Raw genomic sequence first — 15,192 nt, 5'->3', positions numbered from 1 at the left:
TCGTGGGGCTGGCCTTGCTGATGCCGGTGGCGGCCGTCGCCGTGCCCTCATTCGCCGAGGTGCAGCGCGACTACCTGTCCTCCGACGCCAGCCTCTACGACCGCCATGGCGAGCTGTTGCAGCGCATGCGCGTGAACATGGACGAGCGCAAGCTGTCGTGGGTCGGGCTGGAAGATGTCTCGCCGGCCCTGCGCCACGCGCTGATCGCCTCCGAGGACCGGCGCTTCTACCAGCACAGCGGCATCGACTGGAGCGCAGTGGCCGCCTCGGCCTGGGGCAACCTGTGGAACACCAGGACGCGTGGCGCCTCCACCATCACGATGCAACTGGCGGGTTTGATCTACGACGACCTGCGCCGCAAATCCGGCACGCGCTCGCTCACGCAGAAGCTCTCGCAAGCGTGGATCGCGCAATCGCTGGAACGCGGCTGGCGCAAGGACCAGATCCTGGAAGCCTACCTGAACCTGGTCGCCTTCCGGGGTGAACTGGTGGGCGTGCATGCGCTCTCCCGGGTGATGTTCGGCAAGCATCCCAGCGGGCTGGACCAGGGCGAGGCCGCTATTGCCGTGGCCCTGATCCGTGCCCCCAATGCGACACCGCGTCGCGTCGCCGAACGGGCCTGCGCGATCCTGAAGGAAGAGGGCGTGGCCGGCCAATGCGGTGGCATCGACGGTCGTACCGAACTGGCGCTGGCGCGGGTATCGGCCAAGCGCGATTTGCCGGGCAGCAGCGATGCCCCGCAACTGGCGCCGCACCTGGCGCGCAAGCTCCTGAGTGCAGCGGGCCAGCAAGTGCGCTCCACGCTGGACGCACCGCTGCAACGCTTCGCCGCACAAGCCCTGCGACAGCAACTGGCTGGCCTGGTGGACCGCAACATCGAGGATGGCGCGGTCATCGTCATCGACAATGCCAGCAGCGAAGTGCTGGCCTGGGTCGGCTCCAGCGGCAGCCTGTCGGCGGCGGCCAATGTGGATGGCGTGGTGGCGCAGCGCCAGGCCGGCTCCACCCTGAAACCCTTCCTCTACGAACTGGCGATCGAGAAGAAGTGGCTGACGGCCGCCTCCTTGCTGGATGATTCGCCGGTCAATCTCGCCACCTCGGCCGGCCTCTACATCCCACAGAACTACGACAAGCAATACAAGGGCCTGGTCAGCCTGCGTACCTCGCTGGGCTCGTCGCTGAACATCCCGGCCGTACGCACGCTGGTGATGGTGACGCCCGAGCGCTTCTTCCGCCGCCTGCAGGCGCTGGGTTTCAGCCTGCGCGAAAGTGGCGACTACTACGGCTACAGCCTCGCGCTGGGCAGCGCCGACGTGACGCTGGCCAATCTCGCCAACGCCTATCGTGTGCTGGCCAACCAGGGCCGCTACTCGCCGCTGCGCACGCGACTGGACGAGACACGCAGCGCAGCGCGCATCACCCAGGTGATGGATGCCGACGCCGCCTTCATCATCGGCGATATCCTCGCCGACCGCAGCGCCCGCGCACGCACCTTCGGCCTGGAGAATGCGCTCTCCACGCGGATCTGGACGGCAGTCAAGACCGGCACCTCCAAGGACATGCGCGACAACTGGTGTGTTGGCTATTCCTCGCGCTATACGGTAGGGGTGTGGGTAGGCAATGCCTCCGGCGCGCCGATGTGGGATGTGTCGGGCGTGACCGGCGCGGCGCCGGTGTGGCAGGAGGTGATGCAGTACCTGCACGGACGCGCACAGGGCAATGGCGGGGCGCAACGCAACGGCCCACCAGCCAAGCCTGCCGGCGTACAGGCGCAGACGATACGCTATGAGCAGGAGCTGGAAGTGCCGCGCACCGAATATTTCCTGCCCGGTACGGCGCAGTCCGAGATCCACATTGCACGCGCGCGGGAGATTCGTCCGGCGATCAGCTATCCGACAGCGGGCATGCTGGTGGCGCTGGATCCGGATATCCCGCCGGCACGGCAACGCATCCGCCTGCGTGCGCAGGGTGCACCGGCGGGCAGCCGCTGGGTCATCGATGGCAAGCCGATACCGGAGGCCGTCATGCAGGCCGGACGGGTGAAGGCGCAGCGCGTGGCAGCACCAGGTGCGGCTGCCGATGTGGACGAACTGGCTTTTGACTGGATGCCCTGGCCCGGCAGGCATGTACTGGTATTGCAGGACAAGGCGGGGAGGGAGCTCGATAGCCTGCGCTTCGAGGTGAGGGGAGCGGTGGAGCGGCCTATGGGTGATGGCGCGGCCAAATCCAGAAAGTAGCGTTCCGTGACGCGCACCTGAAAACATGCAGTTGCTTTGCTTGTGGTCCCCAAAACGCAAAAGGTCGATTGATTTTCATCAATCGACCTTTTTTGTTTTGGTGCCCACGGAGGGACTCGAACCCCCACACCTTGCGGCACATGGACCTGAACCATGCGCGTCTACCAATTCCGCCACGTGGGCCTTCTGCAATTGCGGTGAAGCTGCATTGCTTGAAAGAGGCTGCATTCTAAGGGCTAATGTTTGGCTTGTCATCATTTATTTTCAGTTTTTGTCGAAGACTTTATGGCGCACCAAGATTGAAAAAAACTAAGTAAAAGGTAGCGCCACCTGAAGCAGCGGGGATCTAAAAACTTAATAAAAAAGAAGTGGAATATGCGCTGCCGGACTTTGTATCCCGATAGTGTAGGCAAGCGTTTGGCCTGAGTAAGTCCGAAGGATCTCATCGGGAGGGGATGGTGCTAGAGTCAGCGCAACAAAGCGCGCACGCACTTCATTCGTGCGCCCCAAAGCGCAAAAGGTCGATTGATTTTCATCAATCGACCTTTTATGTTTTGGTGCCCACGGAGGGACTCGAACCCCCACACCTCGCGGCACATGGACCTGAACCATGCGCGTCTACCAATTCCGCCACGTGGGCCTTCTGGCATCAGCGGTAAGCTGCTGTGCTTGAAAGAGGCTGCATATTAAGGCCTATCAGTCAGGTGGTCAACACTTAATTGAAATATTTTTTATTATTTTTCCGGGCATGCACATCACCAGTAAAAACGGCGACCCGCAGGCCGCCGTTCAGGGGAGGGCACCGTTGATACTCAACCGCCCAGATAGGCTTCCACCACCTTGGGATTGCCCAGCAGGTTGGCACCGGTATCTTCCAGTACGATCTTGCCGGTCTCCAGCACGTAGCCGCGTTGCGCGATGCGCAGCGCCTGGCGCACGTTCTGTTCCACCAGCAGCACCGTCATGCCGGTCTTGTTGATTTCCTGCACGATGCGGAAGATCTCCTGGATGATCAGCGGGGCCAGGCCCATCGAGGGCTCGTCCAGCAGCAGCACCTTGGGCTTGGCCATCAATGCGCGGCCGATGGCCAGCATCTGCTGCTCGCCGCCGGAGAGGTTGCCGGCCAGGCCCGTCGCACGGTTCTTCAAGACCGGGAAGAGCGAATACACCCACTCCAGGTCACGGGCCACGCCGTCCTTGTCACGACGGGTGTAGGCGCCCAGGGCCAGGTTTTCTTCCACGGTCAGGGTGGTCAGGGTGGCGCGTCCTTCGGCCACCTGCACCACGCCGGATTCGACGATGCGGTGCGGCGACAGCTGCAGCAGATCTTGCCCATTGAGCAGCACGCGACCGCGCTGCGCCTTGACCAGGCCGGAGATGGCCAGCAGCGACGTGCTCTTGCCCGCACCATTGGCGCCGACCAGGGCGGTGATCTCGCCTTCGTTCAGGGACAGGCTGATGCCCTTGACCGCTTCGATATGGCCATAGGCCACGGCCAGGTCTTGCACCTGCAGGATGGGTTGCTTGTTGCCGCTGGCGCTCATGCTTCTTCCTTGCCGAGATAGGCTTCGATCACTTCCTGGTTGTTCTTGATCTGGTCCGGCGTGCCTTCGGCGATGATCCTGCCGAAGTTGAGCACGGCGATGCGCTCGCACAGGCCCATCACGAAGCGCATGTCGTGCTCGATCATGAAAATCGAGAAACCGCGCTGCTTGATGTTGACGATCTCGCTCATCAGCTCGGTCTTCTCGGCCGGGTTCATGCCCGCCACCGGTTCGTCCAGCAACAGCAGCTTGGGCTTGGTGGCCAGCGCCCGGGCGAATTCCAGCTTGCGCTGCTCGCCATAGGAGAGGCTGTCGGCCAGCATGTGGGCCTTGTGGTCCAGGCGCACCCAGGACAGCAGTTCCAGTGCGCGCTCGCGGGCTTCCTTCTCGGCCTTGCGGAATCCGCCCAGGTTGAACAGCATGCTGGCCACGCCATAGTTCAGGTGCTCGTGCATGCCGACCACGACGTTTTCCAGCAGGGTCATTTCCTTGAACACGCGGATGTTCTGGAAGGTACGGGCGATGCCGCGCTCGGTGATCTTGTGCGGGGCGACCGTGCCGATGTCCTCGTCATTGAAGCTGATGCTGCCCGAGGAGGCGCGCAGCAGACCGGTGATGAGGTTGAAGACGGTGGTCTTTCCGGCGCCGTTGGGGCCGATCAGGCCGAAGATCTCGCCTTGCTTGACGTTGAAGTTCACGCCCTGCAGGACCTGCAGGCCACCGAAGTTCTTGCTGATGTCTTTGAGTTGTAAAAGCATTACTTCACCTTCTTCTCAGCGTTGCGGCCCAGGACGGCGCGGATGCGGCGCGGGTCCCAGATGCCCTTGGGCAGGTACAGCACCACCAGGATCAGGATCAGGCCATTGATGTCCAGGCGGAAGTCCTTGAAATGGCGCAGCACTTCGGGCAGCAGCGAGAGGATGGTCGAGCCGATCATCGGGCCGATCAGGTTGCTGGTGCCGCCGAAGACGGCCATGGTCAGGATGTCGACCGCGTTCTCGAAGCCATAGTTGTTGGGGCCGATGGTGAAGGTGTAGTGGGCGTTCAGGCCGCCCGCCACACCGGCAATGGCCGCGCCGATGATGAAGGCCAGCAGCTTGTAGCCGGCCACGTTCACGCCCATCAGGCGCGCAGCCACTTCGTCTTCCTTGATGGCCTCGAAGGCCCGGCCGGTCTTGGAGCGGCGCAGGCGTGCCAGGGCGTAGACGGTCACGCCCAGGATCAGGACGATGTGCCACCACTCGGTGATCGGCGGCACGCCGTTCAGGCCCATGGGGCCGCCGGTGATGTCCAGGTTCAGCACGATCACGCGCACTACTTCGCCAAAGCCCAGCGTGGCCATGGCCAGGTACACGCCCGAGAGCCGCAGCGTGGGGATGCCGATCACCAGCGCCACCAGCGCCGGCAGCACGCCGCCGGCGGCGAGAGCAATAGGGAAGGGCAGGTCGAACTGCATCGTCAGCAGCGACGCGGTATAGGCGCCGATGCCCATGAAGGCCGCGTTGGCCAGCGACAGCAGGCCGCAGGACAGGGTGACGTAGATCGACAGGGCCAGCATGGCGTTGACGCCAATGCTGAAGATGACAGTGTTGTAGGTGGCCCAGAAGCCATCCCACCATTCCATGAAGCCCATCGTTATGCCTTTCTTTCCAGAACTTTGCCGAACATGCCGGAGGGTTTCACCAGCAGGATCAGGAACAGCAGGCCGAAGGCCACTGCATCGCGGAAGTCGCTGGAGATATATGCCACCGTCAGCACCTCGGCGAAGCCGAGGAAGAGGCCGCCGATCATGGCGCCGCGGATATCCCCCATGCCGCCCAGGATGATGACGGCAATGCCCTTGTGCAGCATCGGCTGGCCCATGAAGGGCGAGATTGCGTTGAAGGACACACCCACCAGCACGCCAGCGGCGCCACCGAGCGCGGCAGCGGCAAACGAGGTCAGCAGGAACAGGCCTTCGACGTTGATGCCCAGCAGGTAAGCCGCCTTGGGCGACTCGGCGATGGCGCGTAGCGCCCGGCCCAGCTGGGTCTTGCGCATCACGCCCAGCAGCACCACCATCAGCACGAAGGCGATCACGATGATGGCCACCTGGACAGCCGTGATGTGCAGGTTGCCCAGGCTGACGCTCTCTTCAGGGATGGTGCCCTGGGGGAAGCGCTTGTTCTCGGCACCGAAGATGCCCTGCGAGATGTTGGTGATCATGATGGCCACGCCGATGGTGGCGATCATGGGGATCAGGTGAGGTGCATTGCGGCGGCGCAAAGGCTTCAGGACCAGCACGTCGATCACCAGGCCCAGGAAGCCCGTGGCCACCATGGCCAGCAGCAGGGCCACCCACAGGGGGAGTTGCATCTGCTCGACCAGCAGCAGGGCGGCATAGCTGCCCAGCATGAAGATCGCGCCGTGCGAAAGATTGATCACGCCCAGGACGCCAAAGACCAGCGTGAAGCCGAGCGCGAAGAGCGCATACACGCTGCCCAGCGAAAGGGCATTGATGAGCTGTTGTTCTAACATTGGAACCTGCGATAGGTGATGGGGTACGGCGCCGGCTGCCTGGTACGGATGTGCCTGGCACGGGCGAAGTCCCTCGTTACGTCGTATTGCCGGAATCGGCGGCCTGTCATCCCGACTGGCTGCCTGTCTATCCCCGTTCCGGCCTGGCGGTATCGTGCGCATCCCGCGTGAAGATCGCAGCAGGCGATGCACGCCTGCTGCGGTACGGCGGGAGAGTATCGAAGCCGGCTACCGGTCGCCCGGCAGCCGCTGCTGCTGCTGCTGCTGCTGCTTACTTCAGCAGGACGAACTTGCCGCCCTTGGCGATGTTGACGATGGCTTCCTGGTCTGCATCGAAGCCGACCTGCTTGCCAGCCACGGCCGGAGCCGCGCGGAAGGCGAACTTGCCGGTGGCACCATCGATCTTCACGGCCGGCAGGGCGGTGCGCAGGGCGTCACGGTCCTTGACCAGGTTGCCCGACAGCTTCACGGTCTTCAGGGCATCGGCCACGATGTACATGGCGTCATAGGCCTGGGCGGCGAACTGGTCAGGGTCGGAACCGAACTTGGCCTTGTAGGCTGCGATGAAGGCCTTGTTGGCCGGGGTCTGGTTCTCGGCCGACCAGGGGCTGCCCATCAGGGTGTTGTCGCCGGCATCCTTGGCGATCTCGAACAGCTTGGGCGAGTTCAGGCCATTGCCGCCGATGAAGGGCTGCTTCATGCCCAGCGCGCGGGTTTGCAGGATGATGTTGGCGGCTTCTTCAGCCAGGCAGGAGCAGACGATGGCGTCCGGGTTGCCAGCCTTGATCTTAGTCAGCTGGGCCTTGAAGTCGACGTCACCCTTGGCATAGGCCTCGGTGGTGGTGGTCGGGATCTTCTGCTGTTCCAGCGTAGCCTTGAAGACGTCGTAGCCGGACTTGGTGAAGGCGTCGTCGTTACCGTAGATCACGGCGACCTTCTTGATGCCGAAGTGCTTCACGGCCGCCTTGACGGTCACGGGCAGCACGTCGGCTTCCATGACGGAGTTGCGGAAGGTGAAGGGGCCCATGGCAGTGATGCCGTCAGCCGTATTGCTGGTGCCGAAGACCACGACCTTGGAGGCGTTGGCGATCGGGTCGGCTGCGAAGGCCGAGTTGGACAGGGTGGGGCCGAACACCGCCAGCACCTTGTCCTGGAAAATCAGTTTCTTGAAGACGTTGATGGCTTCTTCCTTCTTGCCTTGTTCGTCTTCGATCACCAGGGCCAGCTTGTCGCCGTTGACGCCGCCCTTGGCGTTGATCTCTTCGGAGGCCAGGGTGAAGCCGTTCTTGATGGCCACGCCGTACTTGGCGGCCGGGCCGGTCAGGGCTTCTGCAACGCCCAGCTTGATATCGGCGGCCAGGGCGGCCGACGACAGGGTGGCGCCGATCAGCAGCGCCGGGATGGTCTTGAGCATGGTATTGAATTGCATCGAGTTCTCTCCTCAGTTAGGTATTGTAGAAATCGTCCTTTACCAATCACGCAGACCAGCGCGACAGGGCAAGGCGATTCCTTCATCGAGGATGATGCAAAAGACGCCCGGGATGGCCGGGACTTGTGCTCCATCCTCTGAAGACCGTTTTGCGGTCTCTTTCGATACAGCGGGCACAGCATACCTCAAAAAGCAGGCTGCGCCAGCAATTACAACCCGTCGCAACCTGCCCGGGTAGGGCAGGCCACGACGGCATGCGAAACCGTCCGGCTAGCGGACGGCGGGTGGTGCTTGTTAGTTCAGTTCCTTGCGGACGTGGGCAATGGCTGCACGCACCTGGTTGGGTGCGGTGCCGCCGATGTGGTCGCGTGCGGCGACCGAGCCTTCCAGCGTCAATACGTCGAACACGTCTTCACCGATGAGCGTGGAGAAGGCGCGCAGGTCTTGCAGCGACAGGTCGGCCAGGTCGCAGCCCTTGTCCACGCAGGTACGCACGGCGTGCGCGACGGCTTCGTGGGCGTCGCGGAAGGGCAGGCCCTTCTTGACCAGGTAGTCGGCCAGGTCGGTGGCGGTGGCGTAGCCCTGCAGGGCGGCCGCGCGCATGGCGTCCGGCTTGACGCTGATGCCACGAGCCATGTCGGCGAAGATGCGCAGTGTGTCGGTGAGCGTGTCGACGGTGTCGAACAGCGGTTCCTTGTCTTCCTGGTTGTCCTTGTTGTAGGCCAGGGGCTGGCCCTTCATCAGGGTCAGCAGGGCGATCAGGTGACCATTGACGCGACCGGTCTTGCCGCGCGCCAGTTCGGGGACGTCGGGGTTCTTCTTCTGCGGCATGATCGACGAGCCGGTGCAGAAGCGGTCGGCGATGTCGATGAAGCCCACGCGCGGGCTCATCCAGATCACCAGTTCTTCGGACATGCGCGAGATGTGCGTCATCACCAGTGCGGCGGCGGCACAGAATTCGATGGCGAAGTCGCGGTCCGAGACGGCGTCCAGCGAGTTGCGGCAGACGTCGTCGAAGCCCAGGGTCTTGGCCACGCGCAGGCGGTCGATCGGGAAGGTGGTGCCGGCCAGGGCGGCGGCGCCCAGCGGCAGGCGGTTGATGCGCTTGCGGGCGTCCAGCATGCGCTCGGCATCGCGGCCGAACATCTCGACATAGGCCAGCACGTGGTGGCCGAAGGTGATGGGCTGGGCCACCTGCATGTGGGTGAAGCCCGGCAGGATCACGTCGGCATGTTGCTCGGCCAGGTCCACCAGGGCCAGGCGCAGTTCGCGCAGCAGGCCGACGATGTCGTCCACGGCGCCGCGCATGTAGAGGCGGATGTCGGTGGCGACCTGGTCATTGCGGGAGCGGCCGGTGTGCAGGCGCTTGCCGGCATCGCCGACCAGTTCGGTCAGGCGCTTTTCGATGTTCAGGTGGACGTCTTCCAGGTCCAGCAGCCATTCGAACTCGCCAGCGTCGATTTCACCCTTGATCTGGGTCATGCCGCGTTGGATCTCGGCGTAGTCGGCCGCGTTGATGATGCCCTGGTGGGCCAGCATTTCGGCATGGGCCAGCGAGCCCTGGATGTCGACCTGGGCCAGGCGGTTGTCGAAGAACACCGATGCGGTATAGCGCTTGACGAGATCGGAGACGGGTTCGGAGAAGCGAGCCGACCAGGCTTCGCCCTTTTTAGCAAATTGGTCTGTCATAGGTGAGAATTCCGGAGAATGGGCGATTATAGCAAGCACTCCCGCCCCCGGCCACGGGATCGCAGCCGGAAATGCTGCGCGGCGCGGGTTTTTCGCATTCGGGGCCAGCAAGCATGCACGCATTGATCGTGCTTTCTATCCGATTTCCCAGCCGCTGGTGATGCGCCTGTTCGCGTTGGATCGATGTATGAATATTTCCGTGCGGCATTCAAATGCGCAGCGTGTTGTGCGCGCATCTTCCTGCCGTGCAAAAAAGCTTGCCCCGCTGACAAATCCTGCCGCTATACTCAAGGCGCGATGACTGATCCGGGTAACTATTTGTTCAGGAAAACCGGAGAAGAAAGGGCTGCCCGCCACGATGCAGCCGGCGCGCTGCCGTTGGGTCCGGATACGGCGTGTTGCCGCTGGTCACGTGGGTCGTGAGGTGGTCCTGCAAAGCGCTCAGAGAGCAAGATGTTCGGGGGTCGTCTTACAGGAGAGAAGCATGAATTTGGAAGCACTGTTCCAGCAGCAAACCGCACTGCCCAGCATTCCGAAGGTGGTGCAGGAAGTCATCGAGAGCTTCAACAACGAATCCGTTTCCATCGAGGAGATCGCCAGGAAACTGGCTGCCGATCAGGTCTTGAGCGCCAAGATCCTGCGCCTGGCCAATTCTTCCTACTATCACGTCTCGCGCACCATCGGCACGGTGGAAGACGCCGTGCTGATGCTGGGTTTCATGACCGTGCGTACGCTGGTGGTCAGCACCGGCATGGCGGGCAGCTTCAAGAAGCTGCCGGGTGTGGACCTGAAGCTGTTCTGGCGCTACAGCCTGGATACGGCCATCGTCTCCAAATGGCTGGCCAAGCAGGTCAAGCTCAATTCCGATTTCGCCTTCACGGTCGGCCTGATGCACGCCATCGGCCAGCTGGTGATGCACGCCGGTATGCCTGAGCAAGCTCTGCAGGTGGACAAGGTGGCCGGTCCCCTGGATGCGCGACGCCTGGACGTTGAGCGCAAGTCCTTCGGCTACGATTTCGCCGATGTGGGGGCGGAGCTGGCCAAGCGCTGGCGCTTCCCCGACGAATTCGCTCAGGTCATCAAGGCATTCCCGCAGCCGCTGGAAGGCAACTATGATGCGTTCGCGGCCATCGTGCACCTGGCGGCCTGGCGCGCCCGCGCCGAGGAAAACAAGTATTCGGCCGATGAGATGGAATCGACCTTCCCCACCGAGGTGGCGGCCAAGCTCGGCTTGAGCCTGGAAACCTTTACCGAGGAAATGCCACCGCTGTCGGAGCTGGGCGAGGGCATGCAGGAACTGATCAGCTGATCCGTAGGAACGCCAGTGCGGGCCTGGTCCGCTCTGGCAAGCACCGCAAAACAAAAATGCCGGCTCCCGCAAGGGGCCGGCATTTTTTCATGGCGGCAGGCTAGCGGGCCAGCTGGCCCGCGCCCGATCGCTTCAATAGTTCAGCTTGGCATCCAGGAAGTTGAGCATGGAGCGATAGGCCTGGCTGCGGGCATCGGGATTGCCGCCGCTGGTGACGCCTTCGCCCGGCTTGCCGATGCCGGCCACATCCATGCGCACGTGTACCGGCAGGCCGGGGGCGTCGAAGTCATGGTAGGTGTCCGGATACAGGCGCAGGGCGATCTCGGTGTCGCTGCCCTTCATCTTCTGTTCGATGGCCTCACAAGCCTGGGGCGGGGTCCAGTCATCGTTTTCGCCCATCAGGATCAGCAGCGGCGCGGCCGGCTTGAAGGGCTCGCTGGTCTTGGCGTAGGGCCGGCAATCGGGGTAGAAGGCCACGGCGGCACGCGGCTGGATCTTGCGCACGGCCACATCGGTGTCGGCCAGATTGAGCGACGCCAGTACCGTGGAGGCGCCATGCGACCAGCCCAGCAGGGCGATGCGCTTGACGTCCACATTGGGCTGGGTGGTGACCCAGTGCAGTGCCGCCTGCACGTCGTAGCGGCGGTTCATGGCGCTGACTTCGCGCTGGGCCACGCTGTCCTGGCAGGTCGAGCGACGGCCGCGCGGGGTGAAGCTGTCCGGGAAGAGGACGTTGTAGCCGGCATCGCTGAGCACGCGTGCCATGGCCAGGTGGCGCGGCGTGAATTCGCCACGGCCGTCACGGATGATGCTGTAGAGCCCGCCACAGCCATGCAGCGCGATCACGGTCGGGAACTGGCCCTTGCGATCAGTCCCCAGCGACTTGCGCGCCTGGATCCAGACGCCATAGAGCGAGGTGGCCTTGCCACCCTTGCCATCCACGCTGGTCAGTGCAACCCGGCGCGCCTCCAGCGGCGGCGGAGGGGCGGAATTGGGCGCGGCATGTGCCAGCACGCCGACGGCGGTCAGCAATACGGTGGCGCAAAATGAAACGAGTGAACTTCCCCGAATACGCATGATGTGTTATTCCCCAAGGCGATGCCGTGCCGTCTTTCTCGACTTGTCCCCATAGGCCGGGAAGATGTTTGCATTGGCAATTTTCTTCAGCGGCTGCGACGGCTACGTGATCAATTCTGTACAAACTCCATTTTACAAAACGGCGCGGCGTCTTGCCTGCCCAGGACGATTTTTGCACTGCAAAAATCTGATCCCAGGTCGGAATCAGGACGTCGTGTCCGCTGTTCGCAACACAGTTGCCGCATCGTCAAATGACATTGCGGCTATTTGTTATCGGCAACTCAAGGCTTAACTTGAGACGCGGCGTGTCGTGGTTTGTGTGGATTCCCGGCACCAAGGAAAAAGGGCCACCCGGCAATGCCGGGCGGCCCTGTGAAGAAACGGCGAGGTCAGTATCGGTCAGCCGGTATTGCGCAGGCCGGCGGCCACGCCGTTGATGGTCAGGTGGATGCCACGCTGCACGCGCTCTTCGGGCGCGCGCTTGGCGGCCAGGGTGGCGCGGTGACGCTTGATCAGCTCGACCTGGAGGTGGTTCAGCGGATCCAGGTAAGCGAAGCGGTTCTTGATCGAGCGCGCCAGCAGCGGGTTGGCGGTCAGGCGTTCCTTGCTGCCGGTGATGGACGAGAGCACGCTGCTGGTGCGCTCGTGTTCATCGGTGATGCGACCGAAGATGGTGTTGCGCAGCTTGCGGTCGGCCACCAGGCCGGCATAGCGCGAGGCCACGGCCAGGTCGGTCTTGGAGAGCACCATGTCCATGTTGGAGAGCAGGGCGGCGAAGAACGGCCATTCCTTGCACATGGCCTTCAGCGTGGCCAGGCGGCGGGCGTTTTCCTTGGCATTGCCGGCATCGGCCAGCCAGCCCGAGACCGCGCTGCCGAAGCCGTACCAGCCCGGGAAGAGCAGGCGGCACTGACCCCAGGAGAAGCCCCAGGGAATCGCGCGCAGGTCTTCGATACGCTGGGTGGCCTTGCGCGAGGCCGGGCGCGAACCGATGTTCAGTTGCGCGATCTCGGCGATCGGCGTGGCGGCAAAGAAGTAGTCGGTGAAGCCCGGGGTCTCGTAGACCAGGTTGCGGTAGGCGCGGTAGGCGCGCTCCGAGAGCTCTTCCATGACGCTTTCGAACTCGGCGATCTTCCTGGCTTCCTTGGCGTCGCCGGTAGCCGGCATGAGGCTGGCTTCCAGGGTGGCGGCCACCAGCAGTTCGAGGTTGCGGCGGCCGATCTCCGGGTTGGAGAACTTGGAGGCGATGATCTCGCCCTGTTCAGTCAGGCGGATCTGGCCGTTCACGGTGCCCGGTGGCTGCGCCAGGATGGCCTGGTAGCTGGGGCCGCCGCCGCGGCCGACGGTACCGCCGCGGCCGTGGAACAGGCGCAGCTTCACGCCGGCTTCATTGAACAGTTCCACCAGCTGGTTCTCGGCCTTGTAGAGCTCCCAGTTGGAGGTCAGGAAGCCGCCATCCTTGTTGGAGTCCGAATAGCCCAGCATGACTTCCTGCAGCTTGCCCTGCTTGTTGATCAGGGTCTTGACCTGCGGCAGCTTCAGCCAGCCGCGCATGATCTCGGCGGCGCAGCGCAGGTCGGGGATGGTTTCGAACAGCGGGATCACCATCAGGTCCAGTTCCTTCAACTGGTTGCCCTCGATGTGCAGCAGGCCGGTTTCCTTCTGCAGCAACAGCACTTCCAGCAGGTCCGAGAGGGTCTCGGTGTGGGAGATGATGTAGTTGCGGATGGCACGCTCGCCATAGCGGCGACGGATCTCGCGGGCGGTGCGCAGGATCTCCAGCTCCGAATTGGTCTCGTCGCTGTAGGCCAGGTAAGGCGAATGCAGCAGGCGCGGCTTGGCCAGTTCGCCCAGCAGCAGGGCGATCTTGCGCTCTTCGGAGAGGCCCGCGTAGTCGGCCTCGACCTGGGCCTTGTTGAACAGGTCGGCCAGCACGCGCTCGTGGATGTCGGAGCTCTGGCGCATGTCCAGCGTGGCCAGGTGGAAGCCGAAGATCTCGACGGCGCGCTTCAAGCCCGCCAGGCGCGGCTTGACCAGCGCGGCACCGTGGTGGGCCTGCAGCGAGGCCACCAGCACGTCCAGTTCGGCCACGCAGTCGGCCGGGCCGGCGTAGGGCGCGGCGGCGCCCACTTCCTGGCGCAGGATGTTGACCACGCCCAGTGCGCGGGCGGTGGCCGCCAGGCGCGCATAGACGCCGATCAGGGCGCGGCGGTAGGGCTCGTCGGCACGGTGTTCGGAGTGATCCGGCGAGGCCGCGGCCAGGGCCAGCAGTTCCGGGCTGGCATCGACCATCAGGGTCGAGATCGACAGCTCGGCGCCCAGCGTATGCACTTCTTCGAGGTAGTAGTCGAAGATGGTGGTGGACTGGCGCTTCAGTGCGTGCTGCATGGTGGCGGCATTGACATTGGGATTGCCGTCGCGGTCGCCGCCGATCCAGCTGCCCATCTGCAGGTAGGGCGGCAGTTCGGCCGCCACGCGCGCCTTGCCGCGTGCGGGGAACTGGCTATCGATCTCGGCCTCGATATCGTCATACAGCGCCGGCAGTTCGCGCAGGAAGGTGATGCGGTAGTAGGAGAGGGCGTTCTCGATCTCGTCGGCCACCGTCAGCTTGGTGTAGCGCAGCATGCGGGTCTGCCACAGGGTGGCGATGCGCGCGCGCAGCAGCTCGGTGTTGTGACGCAGTTCCTTGGGCGTGAGCGGCAGGTCGCGCTCGGCCACCAGGCGGGCGATCTCGCGCTCGGCATCCAGGATGGACTTGCGCTGCACTTCGGTGGGGTGGGCGGTCAGCACCGGCGAGACCAGCGCATCCTTGAGGAAGTTGCGCACCTGGGTACCGGAGACGCCGGCATCATCCAGGCGCGACAAGGCATAGGCCACGCTGCCTGGCTGGGCTTCGGAGCCGGCCAGCAGGTGGGCGCGGCGGCGGCGGTTGTGGTGCTGGTCCTCGGCGATATTGGCCAGGTGCGAGAAGTAGGAGAAGGCCCGCACCACGGAATTGGTCTGGTCGCGGGTGAGCTTCTTCAACAGCTTGTCGAGCTCGGCGCCCGCCTTGGCGTCGGACTCGCGGCGGAATTGCACGGCGGTCTGGCGGATGGTTTCCACCACATCAAAGACTTCATCGCCTTCCTGCTCGCGCAGGACTTCGCCCAGCAGGCGGCCCAGCAGGCGGATGTCTTCTTTCAGCGGAGCGTCCTTGCCGGCGGTCTGGCCAATGGCCTTGCTGGCGGTGGCACTGGTCTTGCCAGCGTCGGAGCGGGAGGTGGAGGGAGCGGAGCGGGCACTGCGTTTGGTTGGATTTGTCGTCGCCATGATCAACTGTTGCTGCGGTTTTCGGGAGAGAAAGTCGTGCTTGTGGATCGAATTGCCGTGGATGTGCGTGCTAGAATTTGC

The 15,192-nt window shown here is 63.6% G+C and carries 10 protein-coding genes and 2 tRNA genes; 2 read left to right on the top strand and 10 right to left on the bottom strand.

Features of this window, described 5'->3' with window-relative positions; all coding sequences use genetic code 11:
- The first annotated feature begins 20 nt into the window (after window positions 1–20).
- On the top strand, window positions 21–2,237 hold the full coding sequence (gene pbpC / locus ACIPHN_RS04000; RefSeq protein WP_400433181.1) for a penicillin-binding protein 1C: 2,217 nt from the start codon (window positions 21–23) through the stop codon (window positions 2,235–2,237).
- 98 nt (window positions 2,238–2,335) lie between these two features.
- Here the strand turns inward: pbpC and ACIPHN_RS03995 are convergent.
- The 8 genes from ACIPHN_RS03995 to argH form a co-directional block, all read right to left on the bottom strand.
- Window positions 2,336–2,420, bottom strand: a tRNA-Leu gene (locus ACIPHN_RS03995).
- 372 nt (window positions 2,421–2,792) lie between these two features.
- Window positions 2,793–2,877: transfer RNA gene (locus ACIPHN_RS03990), tRNA-Leu, on the bottom strand.
- Window positions 2,878–3,049: 172 nt separating this feature from the next.
- Window positions 3,050–3,781, bottom strand: coding sequence for an ABC transporter ATP-binding protein (locus ACIPHN_RS03985; RefSeq protein ID WP_400433025.1), 732 nt, complete (start codon window positions 3,779–3,781; stop codon window positions 3,050–3,052).
- The gene (locus ACIPHN_RS03980; protein WP_400433022.1) at window positions 3,778–4,539 is read right to left on the bottom strand and encodes an ABC transporter ATP-binding protein; all 762 of its coding nucleotides are present in this window, start codon (window positions 4,537–4,539) and stop codon (window positions 3,778–3,780) included. The genes ACIPHN_RS03985 and ACIPHN_RS03980 overlap by 4 nt, the downstream gene beginning before the upstream one ends.
- Window positions 4,539–5,414 carry a branched-chain amino acid ABC transporter permease gene (locus tag ACIPHN_RS03975; protein ID WP_400433019.1) on the bottom strand — a complete coding sequence of 292 codons (876 nt, stop codon included), beginning with the start codon at window positions 5,412–5,414 and terminating at the stop codon, window positions 4,539–4,541. Before ACIPHN_RS03975 ends, ACIPHN_RS03980 begins: the two co-directional genes overlap by 1 nt.
- A gap of 2 nt (window positions 5,415–5,416) precedes the next feature.
- The gene (locus ACIPHN_RS03970; RefSeq protein ID WP_400433016.1) at window positions 5,417–6,298 is read right to left on the bottom strand and encodes a branched-chain amino acid ABC transporter permease; all 882 of its coding nucleotides are present in this window, start codon (window positions 6,296–6,298) and stop codon (window positions 5,417–5,419) included.
- Between the two features lie 271 nt (window positions 6,299–6,569).
- A complete protein-coding gene (locus ACIPHN_RS03965) occupies window positions 6,570–7,727 on the bottom strand; it encodes an ABC transporter substrate-binding protein (RefSeq protein ID WP_400433013.1) in 1,158 nt (385 codons plus the stop codon).
- 294 nt (window positions 7,728–8,021) lie between these two features.
- Window positions 8,022–9,416 (bottom strand): argininosuccinate lyase, encoded by a 1,395-nt coding sequence (argH, locus tag ACIPHN_RS03960; protein ID WP_400433010.1) that lies wholly within the window; start codon window positions 9,414–9,416, stop codon window positions 8,022–8,024.
- A 484-nt stretch (window positions 9,417–9,900) separates the two neighbouring features.
- Here argH and ACIPHN_RS03955 point away from each other — a divergent pair, with 484 nt between their 5' ends.
- Window positions 9,901–10,725, top strand: coding sequence for an HDOD domain-containing protein (locus tag ACIPHN_RS03955; RefSeq protein WP_400433007.1), 825 nt, complete (start codon window positions 9,901–9,903; stop codon window positions 10,723–10,725).
- 132 nt (window positions 10,726–10,857) lie between these two features.
- Here ACIPHN_RS03955 and ACIPHN_RS03950 read toward each other — a convergent pair whose 3' ends face one another.
- On the bottom strand, window positions 10,858–11,757 hold the full coding sequence (locus tag ACIPHN_RS03950) for a dienelactone hydrolase family protein (protein WP_400433004.1): 900 nt from the start codon (window positions 11,755–11,757) through the stop codon (window positions 10,858–10,860).
- Between the two features lie 444 nt (window positions 11,758–12,201).
- Entirely contained in the window at window positions 12,202–15,111 is a 2,910-nt protein-coding gene (gene ppc, locus ACIPHN_RS03945) for a phosphoenolpyruvate carboxylase (RefSeq protein WP_400433001.1), read from the bottom strand.
- Window positions 15,112–15,192 lie beyond the last annotated feature (81 nt).

This window comes from Herbaspirillum sp. NPDC087042, from assembly GCF_044745245.1.
Lineage (GTDB): Bacteria > Pseudomonadota > Gammaproteobacteria > Burkholderiales > Burkholderiaceae_D > Herbaspirillum.
This window is presented reverse-complemented; position numbering and strand designations above follow the sequence as displayed.